Source organism: [Enterobacter] lignolyticus SCF1 (assembly GCF_000164865.1).
Taxonomy (GTDB): domain Bacteria; phylum Pseudomonadota; class Gammaproteobacteria; order Enterobacterales; family Enterobacteriaceae; genus Enterobacter_B; species Enterobacter_B lignolyticus.
The window spans coordinates 2,953,315-2,970,156 of the sequence record NC_014618.1; the positions used below are offsets into that span (position 1 = coordinate 2,953,315).

General features: G+C 59.6%; 11 protein-coding genes. 9 read left to right on the forward strand and 2 right to left on the reverse strand.

Annotation, left to right across the window (positions count from 1 at the left end; all coding sequences use genetic code 11):
* Together hydA and arcC are read left to right on the forward strand one after the other, a co-directional pair.
* The gene (hydA, locus tag ENTCL_RS13855) at positions 1-1,389 is read left to right on the forward strand and encodes a dihydropyrimidinase (protein WP_013366768.1); all 1,389 of its coding nucleotides are present in this window, start codon (positions 1-3) and stop codon (positions 1,387-1,389) included.
* An 18-nt stretch (positions 1,390-1,407) separates the two neighbouring features.
* Positions 1,408-2,340 (forward strand): carbamate kinase, encoded by a 933-nt coding sequence (arcC, locus tag ENTCL_RS13860; RefSeq protein ID WP_013366769.1) that lies wholly within the window; start codon positions 1,408-1,410, stop codon positions 2,338-2,340.
* A 68-nt stretch (positions 2,341-2,408) separates the two neighbouring features.
* Here the strand turns inward: arcC and yqeB are convergent, their stop codons facing one another.
* Entirely contained in the window at positions 2,409-4,034 is a 1,626-nt protein-coding gene (gene yqeB, locus ENTCL_RS13865; protein WP_013366770.1) for a selenium-dependent molybdenum cofactor biosynthesis protein YqeB, read from the reverse strand.
* Positions 4,035-4,106: 72 nt separating this feature from the next.
* The gene (yqeC, locus tag ENTCL_RS13870; RefSeq protein WP_013366771.1) at positions 4,107-4,871 is read right to left on the reverse strand and encodes a selenium cofactor biosynthesis protein YqeC; all 765 of its coding nucleotides are present in this window, start codon (positions 4,869-4,871) and stop codon (positions 4,107-4,109) included.
* 34 nt (positions 4,872-4,905) lie between these two features.
* Between yqeC and ENTCL_RS13875 the strand changes: the two genes are divergently transcribed.
* The 7 genes from ENTCL_RS13875 to guaD all read left to right on the forward strand — a co-directional run bounded on the left by ENTCL_RS13875 (position 4,906) and on the right by guaD (position 16,812).
* Positions 4,906-5,475 carry an NTP transferase domain-containing protein gene (locus tag ENTCL_RS13875; RefSeq protein WP_013366772.1) on the forward strand — a complete coding sequence of 190 codons (570 nt, stop codon included), beginning with the start codon at positions 4,906-4,908 and terminating at the stop codon, positions 5,473-5,475.
* Between the two features lie 313 nt (positions 5,476-5,788).
* Positions 5,789-8,893, forward strand: a complete 3,105-nt coding sequence (gene ygfK / locus ENTCL_RS13880) for a putative selenate reductase subunit YgfK (RefSeq protein ID WP_013366773.1) — start codon at positions 5,789-5,791, stop codon at positions 8,891-8,893.
* The gene (gene ssnA, locus ENTCL_RS13885) at positions 8,890-10,224 is read left to right on the forward strand and encodes a putative aminohydrolase SsnA (protein ID WP_013366774.1); all 1,335 of its coding nucleotides are present in this window, start codon (positions 8,890-8,892) and stop codon (positions 10,222-10,224) included. Before ygfK ends, ssnA begins: the two co-directional genes overlap by 4 nt.
* A 46-nt stretch (positions 10,225-10,270) precedes the next feature.
* Positions 10,271-11,050, forward strand: coding sequence for a molybdopterin-dependent oxidoreductase FAD-binding subunit (gene ygfM / locus ENTCL_RS13890; RefSeq protein WP_013366775.1), 780 nt, complete (start codon positions 10,271-10,273; stop codon positions 11,048-11,050).
* Positions 11,047-13,917, forward strand: a complete 2,871-nt coding sequence (locus tag ENTCL_RS13895; RefSeq protein WP_013366776.1) for a molybdopterin-dependent oxidoreductase Mo/Fe-S-binding subunit — start codon at positions 11,047-11,049, stop codon at positions 13,915-13,917. The genes ygfM and ENTCL_RS13895 overlap by 4 nt, the downstream gene beginning before the upstream one ends.
* A 169-nt stretch (positions 13,918-14,086) precedes the next feature.
* Entirely contained in the window at positions 14,087-15,481 is a 1,395-nt protein-coding gene (locus ENTCL_RS13900) for a nucleobase:cation symporter-2 family protein (RefSeq protein WP_013366777.1), read from the forward strand.
* Positions 15,482-15,495: 14 nt separating this feature from the next.
* Positions 15,496-16,812, forward strand: coding sequence for a guanine deaminase (guaD, locus tag ENTCL_RS13905; RefSeq protein ID WP_013366778.1), 1,317 nt, complete (start codon positions 15,496-15,498; stop codon positions 16,810-16,812).
* Positions 16,813-16,842 lie beyond the last annotated feature (30 nt).

Consider the following 16,842-nt stretch of genomic DNA (forward strand, 5'->3'; position numbering starts at 1 on the left):
ATGCGCGTACTGATTAAAAACGGCACCGTGGTCAACGCCGACCGTAAAGCGAAACAGGATTTGCTTATCGAAAACGGCATCGTGCGTGAGCTGGCCGATAGCATTAACCCGGAGCTCCCGTGCGACATCATCGATGCGGAAGGCTGCTACGTCATGCCCGGCGGCGTCGATGTCCATACCCATTTTAATATCGACACCGGTCTTGCCCGCAGCTGTGATGATTTTTTTACCGGTACCCGCGCTGCCGCGTGTGGCGGTACAACAACCATTATCGACCATATGGGTTTCGGCCCCGCCGGGTGCAGGCTGCATCATCAGCTGGAGGTGTACCACGGCTATGCCGCCCACAAGGCGGTGATCGACTACAGCTTCCATGGCGTCATTCAGCACATCAACCACGCCATTCTGGATGAAATTCCGATGATGGTGGAAGCCGGTATCAGCAGCTTCAAGCTCTACCTGACCTACCAGTACAAGCTCAGCGATGACGAGGTGCTACAGGCGCTGCGCCACCTGAGCAAGGCAGGCGCGCTGACCACCGTTCATCCGGAAAACGACGCTGTTATCGCCAGAAAGCGCGTAGAGTTTCTGGCGGCGGGTAAAACCGCGCCGCGCTACCACGCGCTGAGCCGCCCCGCCGAATGCGAAGCCGAGGCCATCGCCCGGATGATTAATCTGGCCCAGCTTTCGGACAACGCGCCGCTGTATATCGTCCATTTATCCAATGCGCTGGGTCTTGACTATCTGCGCCTGGCGAAGGCGCGACACCAGCCGGTGTGGATTGAAACCTGCCCGCAGTATCTTCTGCTGGACGAGCGCTGCTATGAGCGTGAAGACGCGCTGAAGTTTATCCTCAGCCCGCCGCTGCGCAACGCCAGCAATAACGATGCCCTGTGGGGCGGTATCAGCGACGGGGCTATCGACGTGGTGGCGACCGACCACTGCACCTTCTCGATGGCCCAGCGCCAGCAGCTTTCCGGCGGCAGCTTCAACCGCTGCCCAAACGGCCTGCCGGGCGTGGAAAACCGCCTGCTGCTGCTGTTTTCCCACGGCGTGATGAGCGGACGGATTACGCCGGAGCGCTTTGTCGCATTGACCAGCGCGACGCCCGCGAAGCTTTTCGGCGTGTGGCCGCATAAAGGGCAGCTGGCCCCCGGCGCCGACGGCGATGTGGTCATCATCGACCCGCGTAAAACCACCACGATTCTCCATGAAGAGTTGCATGACAACGCCGACTACTCGCCCTGGGAGGGTTTTCAGTGTCAGGGCGCTATCCGGCAGACCCTGTCCCACGGCAGAGTCATTTTTAACGATGGCCAGTTTACCGGTTCGGCGGGCCAGGGCCACTTCCTGCGCCGCAAACCCTTTTCCCCCTTCAACGGGAAGTGACAATACAGTGAGGATTGAATGAGTAAGAAAATTGTTCTCGCCCTGGGCGGGAATGCCTTAGGCGACGATCTCGCCGGGCAGATGAAGGCCGTGAAGCAAACCGCGCAGGCGATTGTCGATCTCATTGCCCAGGGGCATCAGGTCGTGGTCACCCACGGCAACGGCCCGCAGGTTGGTATGATTAACCTCGCCTTTGAGGCTGCGGCCAAAACCGAAGCCCATACCCCAATGCTGCCGATGTCGGTCTGCGTGGCGCTGAGCCAGGGCTATATTGGCTACGACCTGCAGAATGCCCTGCGCGAAGAGCTGCTCTCCCGCGATATGCACATTCCGGTGGCGACGTTAATTACCCAGGTGGAAGTCGACGCCAACGATCCGGCGTTCAGCAACCCGACCAAGCCTATCGGCTCGTTCTTCAGCAAAGAAGAGGCCGGGCACCTGAGCCGCCAGGGCTATACCATGAAAGAGGATGCCGGGCGCGGCTACCGCCGCGTCGTGGCCTCGCCGAAACCGGTGGATATCATCGAAAAAGAGACGGTAAAAGCGATGATGGAGGCAGGCCACGTGGTGATTACCGTCGGCGGCGGCGGTATTCCGGTCACGCGCGAGGGGAACCATCTGCGCGGCGCCAGCGCGGTGATTGATAAGGACTGGGCCAGCGCGAAGCTTGCCGCCATGATTGACGCCGACATGCTGATCATCCTCACCGCCGTGGAGAAAGTCGCCATCAACTTCGGTAAGCCGAACGAACAGTGGCTGGACGCACTGTCGCTGAACGACGCCGAACGCTTCATCGCCGAGGGCCATTTCGCCAAAGGCTCGATGCTGCCGAAAGTAGAAGCCGCCGCCTCGTTTGCCCGCTCGCGCCCGGGACGCAAGGCGCTGATTACGGTGCTGGACAAAGCCAAAGAGGGGATCGAAGGGAAAACCGGCACGGTGATTAGCGGTTAACGCGCCGGCCCTACCGGCACAAAAAACCCTCTCCGTTGCGGGAGAGGGTTGAACAGTGACTGCACATCTTACGCAACCGTCAGCACTTCTTCTTTCGCCTTGCCCCCCTGACGCATCAGCGTCATCAGCGCTTCCAGCACCCCGCCGCCGATGGCTCTGGCCTTATCGGATACGCTGGTAAAATCCGCCGACGCCCCGCGCGGGTCGATATCGCCGATTTTGAAGCCGATGTCCACCACCAGGCCGTCGTTCAGCAGCCCGCGCACCATCCCGGACAGCGGCGCCAGAATTTCCGTTTCGCCGATGGTCGCAATCGCATCGCCTTCACTGACGATATCACCAAGCTGAACGCGGCCGTTCATCACGCCGGCGACCGGCGCGCGAATCACCCTTCGTGAGGTATGCCCCATAATGTTGCCTGGTATCCCGGTATTCTCCTGGGCGCTGCCCTGATAGATAACCTGTCCGAGCCAGTGGCCTCGGTTGGTTTCAATCACCGCATGGCAGTCCTGCCCGGCGCAAAAGCCGGGGCCGAGCGCAATAACTACCGGTGCCAGGTCGCGGCGAGCGCCGAGGTTTTCTTTGGCGAGGATCGCATCCACCACACAGCCAGGCTTAAGCCCGGACAGCGATTCGCAAAGCGGATCGACAAGAATCGGGATCACGCCGCTTTCCGCCATACCGATCGCCTCCTGCGCGGACGCGGCGCGCCGGGCGATAACCCCCTCAACCTGCATCTCCGGCTGGAAAAGCGCCTGGGCGAAGGCGACGCTGCGGCGGATGACGGTCGGTTTTTCAACCTCCAGCATGATGACCTTGAACCCGGCATGGTAAAGGCGCAGCGCCACGCCGGTGGCGATATCCCCCGCCCCGCGGATAACCACCCGCAGGTGCTGAGACGGATGCGCCGCCGCCATCATCAGCCCGCCCGGCGCCTTATTTTTCACCTGCAGGATCTCCGCCAGCACGCTGATGGCAATCTCATTGGGCGTTTCGGCGCCAATGTTAAACCCCACCGGCGCATGCAGGCGGGCGATATGCTCTTCCGCAACGCCGTTCTCGCGCAGCTGGCGTAAAAATACCTGTACCTTGCGACGGCTGGCCAGCAGGCCGAGCCAGGCGATGGGCTGTTCAACCAGCCTGTCGAGCGCCTCGCGATCTTTATTGTTGGTGGCGATAAGCACGTAGTTATCGGGACGAATCTCCAGCTTGTCGATGGCGGCAGAAAAGGAATCGGCATACAGCAGCTGCGCTGAGGGCGGGAAGAGATCGGGGTTAAGGCTCTCCTGGTAAATATCCGCAACGGCGATTTCGAACCCCAGCAGCGCGGCGCCCTGGGCAATCGCCCGGTTGACATGCCCGCCGCCAATCAGCACCAGCCGCGGGCGCAGGCCATGCACGCTGATATAAACCGACATCGCGCCGCCGCAGTCGGAACCGACCGCATCTGAACCGTTACGCGCCATCCGGCCATGAAACAGCCGCGGCGTCTTCTCCTTCAGCGCCTCCAGCGCCTCGTCGATCACCTTACGTTCGACCATGCCGCCGCCTATCGTTCCCATTATCGTACCGTCGTCGCGGATAAGCATTTGGGCGGAGTGCCGGGGGGTTGATCCCCGACTGTCGACGATTTGCGCCAGCGCAAACGGACGATTCTGCTCTTCGAGTTTTGCCGCTTCTGAGAAAATATTCATAAGAACCTCAATGGATATCCCTTCGGTTGCCCCAATACCCGTCGTCTTTCAGGCTGTTTTTTCGTTGGGGCGCTATCTCACCACTCTGCGCGTAATTGCCGGATTTTCCTGTACCGCGCCCATCCAGACGGCATCCACATCGCCCTGCGTCAGCAGCGGTTGAAACGCGCTGTCGGGCAGATTCTCATTTTGAGAAATCTGGTTGAGCAGCCAGATACGGCGGGCGCCCGCCGGGGCGTTTTTAAACGCGCCCTGCGGATGCTGTATAAGGCGATGCAGCATCGCCAGATCCAGCGCTACGCCAGGCGTTGCGCCGGTGATGCGGGAAAAGAGAGGCCAGCGATGAACGTTTTCCGGCCCCACGTTATGCCCGAGCATCTGTCCGCCCGTCACGGCAATCACGCAGCTGCTGCGGTAAGGGATGCAAGGTTCATGCTCATTTGGCGCCTTGAGTGCAAAACCGTGAGCGCCATCAGCTTCTACCAGCACCACGTCCACATCGGCCTCCTCCAGCACCGCATCCAGCACCGCGGGAGAAAACCCCCGCACTTTGCCGACGTCCGCCAGCCAGGCGGAAAAACAGGCCAGCCGCGGCGTCTTCCAGAGCGCCGCGGGAAGCTGCCGCGGGTCGCGGCACAGCAGCGTCGGGCAGCGTTCGGGCAAAAACATGTGGGTGGTGGTGGTCAGCAGCACGCGTCTTCCGGCCTGCTGAAACTGCTGCGCCAGCCAGAACAGCGTACTGGTTTTCCCGCCGGCGCCGACGACCGAGATTATCAGCGGACCGGCAAACGCGCCTGAATCACAAAACAGGGTGTCAGCTTGCGGTATATTTTCCATTCATCATACGTTCTTCGGTTATATAGAGAAATTTATGACGCAGGTTGATTGTATTATTACCGCCGCGGGACTTTCTTCTCGCATGGGGCAATGGAAAATGATGTTACCCTGGCGTGACGGAACAATACTTGATGCAAGTATTAAAAATGCGCAGCAATATTGCTCGCGTATTATTCTGGTCACCGGTTTTCGCGCCGATGAGCTTCATGACCGTTATCGCAGCTCGCCCGCTATCACCCTTGTGCACAACCCGGATTTTCAGCAGGGGCTGCTCACGTCAGTGCTGGCAGGCGCCAGCGCGGTAGAGAGCGACTACTGCTTCATCACCCACGGCGACCTCCCCTGCCTGATACCAGAAATATTCAGTAAAATCTGGTTATTACGCGAAAATGGCGCCATTCTCCCCCACTACCGCGGAACGCCGGGACACCCGATTCTGATCGATAGCGCCAGCCTGCGGCATGCCGCCTCGCACAGGGAGAAGACCTCTATGCGTAATATATTATGTCACGGCAAACACCGCTGCGTGGAAATGGAATATCCGCAAATTATTTTTGATATCGACACGCCTGACGATTTTATCAGGCTGCAGGCAACGCGATAATTTTAATTTGGACAGCTAAACGTTTGCGTAGCCGCAAATAAACCCTTCGCGATAAGTTTTATCATTATGATAAATAAAAAAATGATTTTGAGAAATAAGCCGACGGCACCGAACAAAGTGATTTTAATTCTCATCTGTCACACGTGAGATAATTCACAAACTGCCTTCAACTTTCGAAGCACTTCACAATTTCATCCTGTTCATGCGCGCTCTGTGAATAACTGGTGCGAATGTTGCTCCTGATAACCCAATCCGCCGGGATTACCGCAATACCGGCTACGTTGATTTCACATGTCAGGCTAAGGAGAGGGTTATGGGGGATATCATGCGTCCCATCCCGTTTGAGGAACTTTTGACGCGCATTTTTGATGAGTACCAGAGCCAGCGTTCCATCTTTGGTATTCCCGAGCAGCAATTCTATTCACCCGCCAGGCAACGCCAGGTGACGGTTTTTGGTGAAACCTGCGCTACCCCCGTCGGTCCTGCCGCCGGGCCGCACACCCAGCTTGCTCAGAATATCATCACGTCCTGGCTTACCGGCGGGCGGTTTATCGAGCTGAAAACCGTGCAAATCCTCGACCGTCTGGAGCTGGAAAAACCCTGTATCGACGCCGAGGATGAGTGTTTTAACACCGAGTGGTCCACCGAATTTACCCTGCTGAAGGCCTGGGACGAATATCTGAAAGCCTGGTTTATCCTGCATCTGCTGGAGGAGGTCTTCCCGCTCACGCCGTCGGCATCGGGCAAATCGTTTATTTTCAATATGAGCGTCGGCTACAACCTTGAAGGCATCAAACAGCCGCCGATGCAGCAGTTTATCGATAACATGATGAATGCGGGCGATCATCCTAAATTTGCCCAGTACCGCGATGTTCTGCAGCGCTGGCTGCACGATGAAACCTTCATCACCCGCCACCAGCTTAAGGATATTCGTCCGCAGTTGGGGCAACTGGCCCAGCGCATTCCCGCCACGCTGGTGGAAGGCGTTACCCTCTCCACCATGCACGGCTGCCCGCCGGATGAAATTGAGGCGATCTGCCGCTATATGCTGGAGGAAAAGGGCCTCAATACCTTTGTGAAGCTCAACCCAACGCTGCTCGGCTACCCGCGGGTACGGGAAATTCTTGATACCTGCGGCTTTGGCTACATCGGGCTGAAGGAGGAGTCCTTCGACCACGACCTGAAGCCAGGCCAGGCGCTGGAAATGCTGCAACGCCTGATGACGCTTGCCAAAGAGAAAGGCCTTGGCTTTGGCGTGAAGCTCACCAATACCCTCGGCACCGTCAACAATAAAGGCGCGCTGCCGGGCGATGAAATGTACATGTCCGGCCGCGCGCTGTTCCCGCTGTCGATCAACGTCGCCGCCATGCTTTCCCGCGCGTTCGACGGCAAGCTGCCAATCTCCTACTCCGGCGGCGCCAGCCAGCTGACTATCCGCGACATTTTCGAAACCGGTATCCGGCCCATCACCATGGCGACCGACCTGCTGAAACCGGGCGGCTATTTGCGTCTGAGCGAATGCATGCGCGAACTGGAGCAGACCGGTGGCTGGGAGACCGCAGGCGTCGACGTCGAACGCCTGAACGCGCTGGCGGAAAGAGCCGTCAGTATGGAGTACACGCAGAAGCACTGGAAACCGGAAGAGCGTATCGACGTCGGCGAAAAACTGCCGATGACCGACTGCTACGTCGCGCCCTGCGTGACCGCCTGCGCCATCAAGCAGGATATCCCGGAGTATATCCGCCTGATGGGCGAACACCGCTATGCCGACGCCCTGGAGCTGATTTACCAGCGCAACGCGCTGCCCGCGATCACCGGCCATATCTGCGATCACCAGTGCCAGTACAACTGTACCCGTCTTGATTACGACAGCGCGCTCAACATCCGCGAGCTGAAAAAAGTAGCGCTGGAAAAAGGCTGGGAAGAGTACCAGCGTCGCTGGCACAAGCCCGCAGGTTCGGGGTCGATGAACCCGGTAGCCGTGATAGGCGCAGGTCCGGCAGGTCTGGCCGCAGGCTACTTCCTCGCCCGCGCCGGACATCCGGTCACCCTGTTTGAGCGCGAAGAGAACGCCGGCGGCGTCGTGCGCAATATCATTCCGCACTTCCGTATTCCGGGCGAGCTAATCGAGCATGACATCGACTTTGTGGTCAACCACGGCGTGAACATCGTCTACGGCTGCGATCCGCAGTTGAGCGTGGAGAAGCTGCAGCAGGACGGCTTCCAGTACATCCTGGTCGGCACCGGTACGGACAAAAACAGCGGCGTGGGGCTGCGCGGCACTAACCCCAACGTTCACAAATCGCTGCAGTTCCTGCGCGAGTTTAATCGGGGCGACAGCCTGCATCTCGGCAAACATGTGGTCGTGGTCGGCGCGGGTAACACCGCGATGGACTGCGCGCGTACGGCGCTGCGCGTACCCGGCGTGGAAAAAGCGACCGTTGTCTACCGCCGTTCATTGCAGGAGATGCCAGCCTGGCGCGAAGAGTATGAAGAGGCTGTTCACGACGGCGTGGAGTTCATGTTCCTCAGCAATCCGGAGCAGTTCGACGCCGACGGCACTCTGACCATTCGGGTGATGACGCTCGGCGATGCCGATGAAAAAGGCCGTCGCCGCCCGGTGGAAACCGATGAAACCCGTACTCTGCAGGTCGATACGCTGATCACCGCTATCGGCGAGCAGCAGGATAGCGACGCGCTGCAGGCGATGGGCATTCCGCTGGACGACCGCGGCTGGCCGGAAGTCAACGCCGACGGCGAAACCCGCAAACCCGGCGTGTTCCTGATTGGCGACGTCCAGCGCGGCCCGTCCTCTATTGTCTCGGCTATCGGCAACGCCCGCCGCGCGACGGATACCATCCTGGCCCGTGAGAACATCCGCAGCCACCATGCCGATAAGCGCTGGAACAACGTGGATCCGGCGGAAATCTATCGCCGCAAAGGGGCTATCGCCATCGCCCAGGTGGATAAAGACGATCGCGACGCGTTTGTCGCCCAGGAAGCGTCCCGCTGCCTCGAGTGTAACTACGTCTGCAGCAAGTGCGTGGACGTCTGTCCAAACCGCGCCAACGTCTCGATTGCCGTACCGGGCTTCCAGAACCGTTTCCAGACGCTGCACCTGGACGCCTACTGCAACGAATGCGGCAACTGCGCGCAGTTCTGTCCGTGGCAGGGCAAACCGTACAAGGACAAGATCACCGTCTTCAGCCTGCCGCAGGATTTCGCCAACAGCGCAAACCCGGGCTTCCTGGTGGAGAACGGTAGCGTTCACGTGCGTCAGGATAATCAGACCTGGGTGCTGAACATTGACGCCAGCGGCAAGTTTGAGCACGTTCCGGCGCCGCTCAACGATATCTGTCGCGTCATCAGCCATGTCCATCAGCACCACCACTATCTGCTGGGAGGGGTCGAGGTATGAGTATGCTAATCCTGAAAAACGTCACCGCCGTGCAACTCTACCCGGCAAACGTGGCGGAAAACGTCGATATCGCCATTGAGGGCGATGAAATTCGCGACGTGGGTCCGGCGCTGAGCCAGCGCTATCCGCAGGCCCGGGTGAAAGAGATGCATGGCCGGCTGGTCATGCCGGGCATCGTCTGCTCGCATAACCATTTTTACTCCGGCCTGTCGCGGGGAATTCAGGCCAATATCGCCCCCTGCCCGGACTTCATCTCCACGCTGAAAAACCTGTGGTGGCGCCTCGACCGGGCGCTGGATGAAGAGTCTCTCTACTACAGCGGGCTAATCTGCGCAATGGAGGCTATCCGCAGCGGCTGCACAGCGGTTATCGACCATCACGCTTCGCCGAACTATATCGCCGGGTCGCTGAGCCAGCTGCGCAACGCGTTCCTGAAGGTCGGCCTGCGCGGTATGACCTGCTTTGAGACCACCGACCGCAACGGCGGTCTGAAGGAGCTGCAGGCGGGCGTTGAGGAGAACATCCGTTTCGCGCAGGAAATCGATACGGCGCGGGAAAAGGGCCATGAGCCGTGGCTGGTCGAGGCGCATATCGGCGCGCATGCGCCGTTCACCGTGTCGGATGAGGGGCTGGCGATGCTGCGCGAAGCGCTGAAAGCCACCGACCGCGGCCTGCATATACACGCGGCGGAAGACCGCTACGACGTGTCGCACAGCCACCATCACTACGGCAAAGACCTGCTGGCGCGCCTGGCGGAGTTCGACCTTATCGACAGCAAAACGCTGATCGCGCACGGCCTGTATCTCTCCGACGACGATATTCGCCTGCTCAACGAGCGCGACGGTTTCCTGGTGCACAACGCCCGTTCCAACATGAACAACCATGTGGGCTACAACCACCGCCTGCCGGAGATCCGCAACCTGGCGCTGGGCACCGACGGCATTGGCTCCGACATGTTTGAAGAGATGAAGTTTGCCTTCTTCAAGCACCGTGACGCCGGCGGGCCGCTCTGGCCGGACAGCTTTGCCAAAGCCTTGAGCAACGGCAACGGCCTGCTGAGCCGCAACTTCCACGCGAAATTCGGCCGTCTTGAGCCGGGCTATAAGGCGGACCTGACGATATGCGACTACGCCGCGCCGACGCCGCTTATCGCCAACAACGTCGCCGGACATATCGCCTTCGGCATGGGCTCAGGCAGCGTGCACAGCGTGATGGTTAACGGCGTGATGGTCTACGAAGACCGCCAGTTCGCCTTTGATTGCGACCCCATCTATGCCGAGGCCAAAAAGGTCGCCGCACGACTATGGCAACGCATGGATGCGCTGAACTAAACCAGTGTTCTCCCCCTCAGGGGGGAGAAACCGATGAGGATGAATCATGATAGAGCAATTTTTCAGACCAGACTCCATCGAACAGGCTCTGGAGTTAAAACGCCACTACAAAGACCAGGCCGTGTGGTTTGCGGGCGGCAGCAAGCTCAATGCCGCGCCGGGGCGCACCGACAAGCGTATTGCCATCTCGCTGGAAGACCTCTCTCTTGACTGGGCCGACTGGGATAACGGCAGCCTGCGCATCGGCCTGATGACGCGGCTGCAGACCCTGCGCGAACTGCACTTTATTCCCGATGCCCTCTACGACGCCCTGGGGTTCATCGACTCCCGCCATCTGCGCAACCAGTCGACCCTTGGCGGTGAAATCGCCGCCCGGCAGGAGGAGTCCGTACTGCTGCCGGTGCTGCTGGCGCTGGACGCGCTGCTGGTTCTCGCCAACGGAGAGACGCTGCCGCTGGAGGCCTGGCTGGCGTCGCGCGACGATCAGCTGCTGACTGAAATCGTTATCGACGATCCGTACCGCGCCTGCGCCACCCGCAGGATCAGCCGCTCGCACGCGGGCCTGTCGGTACTGACCGCCGCCGTCGCATTGACCGACAAAGGCGAAACGCGCATTGCGCTCGACGGCGTGGCCGATCTGCCGATTCGCCTGCGCGATGTCGAAGCGCAGAAAACGGACGGTGAAGCGCTGGAAATGGCCGTTCGCGCCGCCGTCTTCCCGCGGGAGGATATCCGCGGCAGCGTGGCCTACAAACGTTATATCGCAGGGGTGGTAGTCGCCGACCTTTACGCCGACTGCCAGCAGATGGGAGAAGAATTAGCATGATCATCCATTTCAATCTGAATGGCAGCGCGCGAGAGATGAAGGTCGCGCCTGGCGAGAACGTTCAGCGGCTGCTGTTTGCACTCGGCATGCACTCTGTACGTAACAGCGACGATGGCTTTGGCTTTGCAGGTTCTGATGCTGTCCTGCTGAATGGGCGCATCGTCAACGCATCATTACTGGTCGCGGCGCAGCTCGATCGCGCGACCGTGAGAACCGCCGAATCGCTGGGAAGTTGGAACCAGCTCAGCCTGGTGCAGCAGGCGATGGTCGACGTCGGCGTGGTGCAGTCCGGCTTCAACGATCCGGCCGCCGCGCTGATCATCACCGATCTGCTGGACCGCGTCGAGGCCCCAACCCGCGACGACATCGACGACGCGCTGTCGGGGCTGTTCAGCCGCGATGCCGGGTATCAGCAGTTTTATCAGGTGATTGAACTGGCCGTCGCGCGCAAAAAGGACCCGCAGGCGCGCGCCGACTATGCGCCGACCTTTCGCGACGACCTGGCGGTTATCGGTAAAATTCATCCGAAGAGCGACGCCGCCAAAATGGTGCAGGCAAAGCCCTGCTACGTTGAAGACCGTATTACGGCGGATGCCTGCGTCGTCAAAATGCTGCGCAGCCCGCACCCGCACGCGCTGATTACCCACCTCGACGTCAGCAAGGCCGAAGCGCTGCCGGGCGTAGTGCACGTCATCACCTACCGCAACTGCCCGGACATTTACTATACCCCGGGCGGCCAGAGCGCGCCGGAACCCTCGCCGCTCGACCGGCGCATGTTCAGTAAAAAGCTGCGCCACGTCGGCGACCGCGTTGCCGCCGTGGTGGCGGAAAACGAAGAGACGGCGCTCGCCGCGCTAAAACTGATTGAGGTTAAGTACCAGCTGCTGAAGCCGGTGATGTCCATCGATGAAGCCATGGCGGACGATGCGCCGGTAGTACACGACGAACCGGTTATCTACGTTGCTGGCGCGCCGGATACCCTGGAGGAAGATAACCGTCACGCGGTGGATCGCGATGAGCACATGATAATCAACTTCCCGATCGGCTCCCGACCGCGTAAAAACATCGCCGCCAGCATTCATGGCCATATCGGCGACGTCGCGCGCGGTTTTGCCGAGGCGGACGTTATCATCGAGCGCACCTACCGCTCAACGCAGGCGCAGCAGTGCCCGACGGAAACGCACATCTGCTTTACCCGCATGGACGGCGATCGTCTGGTGATCCACGCCTCCACCCAGGTGCCGTGGCACGTGCGTCGCCAGGTGGCGCGCATCGTCGGCCTGAAACAGAACAAAGTGCACGTGATTAAAGAGCGCGTGGGCGGCGGCTTTGGCTCCAAGCAGGACATCCTGCTGGAAGAGGTCTGCGCGTGGGCTACCTGCGTAACCGGACGTCCGGTTTACTTCCGCTATACCCGCGAAGAGGAGTTTATCGCCAACACCTCGCGCCATGTGGCGAAAGTCACCGTTAAGCTGGGGGCGAAAAAAGACGGCCGCCTGACCGCCATTAATATGGATTTTCGCGCCAACACCGGTCCGTTCGGCAACCACTCGCTGACGGTGCCGTGTAACGGCCCGGCGCTGTCGCTGCCGCTCTACCCCTGCGACAACGTCGATTTCCAGGTCACCACCTACTACAGCAACATCTGCCCAACCGGCGCCTATCAGGGCTACGGCGCGCCGAAAGGCAACTTTGCCATCACCATGGCGCTGGCGGAGCTTGCCGAACAGCTCAACATCGACCAGTTGGAAATCATCGAGCGCAACCGGGTGCACGAAGGCCAGCCGCTGAAGATCCTCGGCGCGATTGGCGAGGGTAAAGCGCCGACCTCCGTCCCGACCGCCGCCAGCTGCGCGCTGGAGGAGATCCTGCGTCAGGGCCGGGAGCTCATTCAGTGGGATTCGCCCAAACCGCAACAGGGCGACTGGCGCATTGGCCGCGGCGTGGCCATTATCATGCAGAAATCCGGTATCCCGGATATCGACCAGGCCAACTGCATGATCAAGCTGGAGTCAGACGGCACCTTTATCGTTCACTCCGGCGGTGCGGATATCGGCACCGGCCTGGACACGGTAGTCGCCAAACTCTCCGCCGAGGTGCTGCGCTGCCCGCTGGAGGACATTCATGTCATCTCCGGCGATACCGACCACGCGCTGTTTGACAAAGGGGCGTACGCCTCGTCCGGCACCTGCTTCTCCGGCAACGCCGCGCGGATGGCGGCCGAAAATCTGCGCGAAAAAATTCTCTTCCACGGCGCGCAGATGATAGGCGAACCGCGGGAGGACGTGACGCTGGTAGCGCCAGGCATTGTGCGCGGTAAAAAAGGCGAAGTCAGCTTCGGCGATATCGCGCATAAAGCCGAGACCGGCACCGGTTTTGGCACGCTGGTCGCCACCGCCTGCTACATCACGCCGGATTTTGCCTTCCCGTACGGGGCAAACTTCGCCGAGGTGGCCGTTAACCTGCGCAGCGGCGAGATCCGTCTGGAGAAATTTTACGCCCTGCTCGACTGCGGTACGCCGGTCAACCCGGACCTGGCGTTGGGGCAGATTTACGGCGCATCCATGCGCGCAATCGGCCACAGCCTGACCGAAGAGATCCTCTACGACGCCGAAGGTCATCCGCTCACCCGCGATCTGCGCAGCTATGGCGCGCCGAAGATTGGCGATATTCCGCGTGATTTCCGCGCCGTGCTGGTGCCAAGCGATGACAAAGTCGGCCCATACGGCGCGAAGTCCATCTCGGAAATCGGCGTTAACGGCGCAGCGCCATCCATTGCCACCGCCATTCATGACGCCTGCGGCGTGTGGCTGCGCGAATGGCATTTCACACCGGAGAAAATACTCAGCGCATTAGGAAAACTGTAACGCTATCGGGGCTGCACAGCAGCCCCTGCACAGACTCACGGCCTCTGCTCGCGATCGTTGTATGAGATAACTTCTCAGGGTCTTCTGCATCCAAAATTCCGGTGCCGATAGTCAGTAGAGGGTAACCCGCTGAATCAGACTTACAAATTTACCTGGAAGGAGTAAAGGGATGTCTGATATTAACCAAGCCGGAACCGATCTTATTTATCAACTGGAAGATAAACCCCCTGTACACCAGACGTTAATTGGTGCCATTACCCATTTATTAGCTATTTTTGTCCCGATGGTGACGCCCGCGCTCATCGTCGGCACCTCACTACAGCTCTCGACCGAGACCACCGCCTATCTGGTATCTATGGCGATGATCGCCTCCGGCGTCGGCACCTGGCTGCAGGTGAACCGCTATGGCTGCATCGGCTCCGGCCTGCTCTCCATTCAGTCGGTTAACTTTTCGTTTGTCACCGTGATGATAGCCCTCGGCAGCAGCATGAAAAGCGACGGCCTGCACGAGGATCTTATTCTGTCATCCCTGCTGGGCGTATCGTTCGTCGGCGCGTTTCTGGTGGTTGGCTCCTCTTTTATTCTACCCTACCTGAGACGCGTCATTACCCCGACGGTCAGCGGCGTTGTGGTGCTGATGATTGGCTTAAGCCTGATCAAGGTCGGCATTATCGATTTTGGCGGCGGCTTTGCCGCAAAAAGCAGCGGCACGTTCGGCAACTATGAAAACCTCGGCATCGGCCTGCTGGTGCTGCTGGTGGTGATCGGGTTTAACTGCATGCGCAGCCCGCTGCTGCGCATGAGCGGCATCGCCGTCGGCATCGTGGTCGGTTACGTCGTCGCGCTCTGTCTGGGCATGGTGGATTTCAGCGTTATGCGCAACCTGCCGCTGCTCACCATTCCTCAGCCTTTCAAATACGGTTTTTCGTTCGATCTGCATCATTTTCTGGTGGTCGGCACCATTTATCTGCTCAGCGTGCTGGAAGCCGTCGGTGATATTACCGCCACCGCGATGGTTTCACGGCGCCCGATTGAGGGTGATGAGTATCAGGGCCGCCTGAAGGGCGGCGTGCTGGCCGACGGGCTGGTTTCGGTGATCGCCTCCGCGCTCGGCTCTCTGCCGTTAACCACCTTCGCGCAAAATAATGGGGTCATTCAGATGACCGGCGTCGCCTCACGCTATATCGGCAGAACAATCGCCGTGATGCTTGTCGTGCTGGGGCTATTCCCGGGCATAGGCCGCTTCTTCACCACCATTCCGTCACCGGTGCTGGGCGGCGCCATGACCCTGATGTTCTCCATGATCGCCATCGCCGGGATCCGCATCATCATCTCTAACGGCCTGAAACGCCGGGAGACGCTTATCGTCGCGACCTCGCTCGGCCTGGGGCTTGGCGTCTCTTACGACCCCGAGATATTCAAAATACTGCCCGCATCTATTTATGTGCTGGTAGAAAACCCTATTTGCGCCGGTGGCCTAACCGCCATCGTGCTGAATCTTCTTATCCCTATCAGACGCGAAGCGCCCGACAAGGCCGCTTCGCAGGTCGAAGAACTGGAATAGCTAAGGAACTCAGTATGTCAGGAGAACACACCATAAAAGCAGTACGCGGCAGCTTCCTTGATGTCACCCGCACCGTGGAGCATCCGGAAGAAATAGAGTCCGCACTGCGCTATATCGAAGACGGCTTGCTGCTGATTCGCAACGGGAAAGTGGAATGGTTCGGCGAATGGCAGGCGGGGAAGGAGAAAGTTCCCGCCAGCGTGCGCGTCCGGGACTACCGCGGCAAGCTGGTGGTGCCGGGCTTTGTTGATACCCATATTCACTACCCGCAAAGCGAGATGGTGGGCGCGTACGGTGAACAACTGCTGGAGTGGCTCAACAAGCATACCTTCCCGACCGAGCGCCGCTATGCGGATCTCGATTACTCCCGCGAAATGTCGTCATTCTTCCTGAAGCAACTGCTGCGCAACGGCACCACCACCGCGCTGGTGTTCGGCACTGTGCATCCGGAGTCGGTGGACGCCCTGTTTGAAGCCGCCAGCCATATCAATATGCGGATGATCGCCGGCAAGGTGATGATGGATCGCAACGCGCCGGACTATCTGTTAGATACGCCGGAAAGCAGCTACCAGCAGAGCAAGCAGTTGATCGAACGCTGGCATAAGAATGGCCGCCTGCTCTACGCCATCACCCCGCGCTTCGCCCCGACCTCAACGCCAGAACAACTGGAGGTCGCCCGCAGGCTGCGCGAGGAGTATCCGGATACCTGGGTGCATACACATCTGTGTGAAAACGTTGATGAAATTGCCTGGGTGAAAGCGCTCTTTCCGGAGCGCGACGGCTACCTCGACGTGTACCACCACTACGGCCTGACGGGCCGAAAATCGGTGTTTGCCCATTGCGTTCACCTGGAGGAAAAAGAGTGGGACTGCCTGAGCCACACCCACTCGTCGATCGCCTTCTGCCCCACCTCCAACCTCTATCTCGGCAGCGGGTTGTTTAACCTGCAGAAAGCCTGGCGCAAAAAGGTGGCCGTCGGCATCGGCACCGATATCGGCGCGGGCACCACCTTCAATATGCTGCAAACGCTCAACGAGGCCTACAAGGTGATGCAGCTCCAGGGCTGCCGCCTGTCTGCCTGGGAGGCGTTTTATCTGGCGACGCTCGGCGGTGCCAGCTCGCTGGGGCTGGATGACTGCATCGGCAACTTCCACCCCGGTAAAGAGGCGGACTTCGTGGTGCTGGAACCTACCGCCACGCCGCTGCAGCAGTTGCGCTACGACAATTCGGTTTCGCTTATCGACAAGCTGTTCGTGTTGATCACGCTTGGCGACGATCGCTCTATTTATCGTACCTATGTTGATGGCCGTCTGGTTTATGAACGTACCTGACGCACACAAAACTTTCTGCAGGGGGAAACC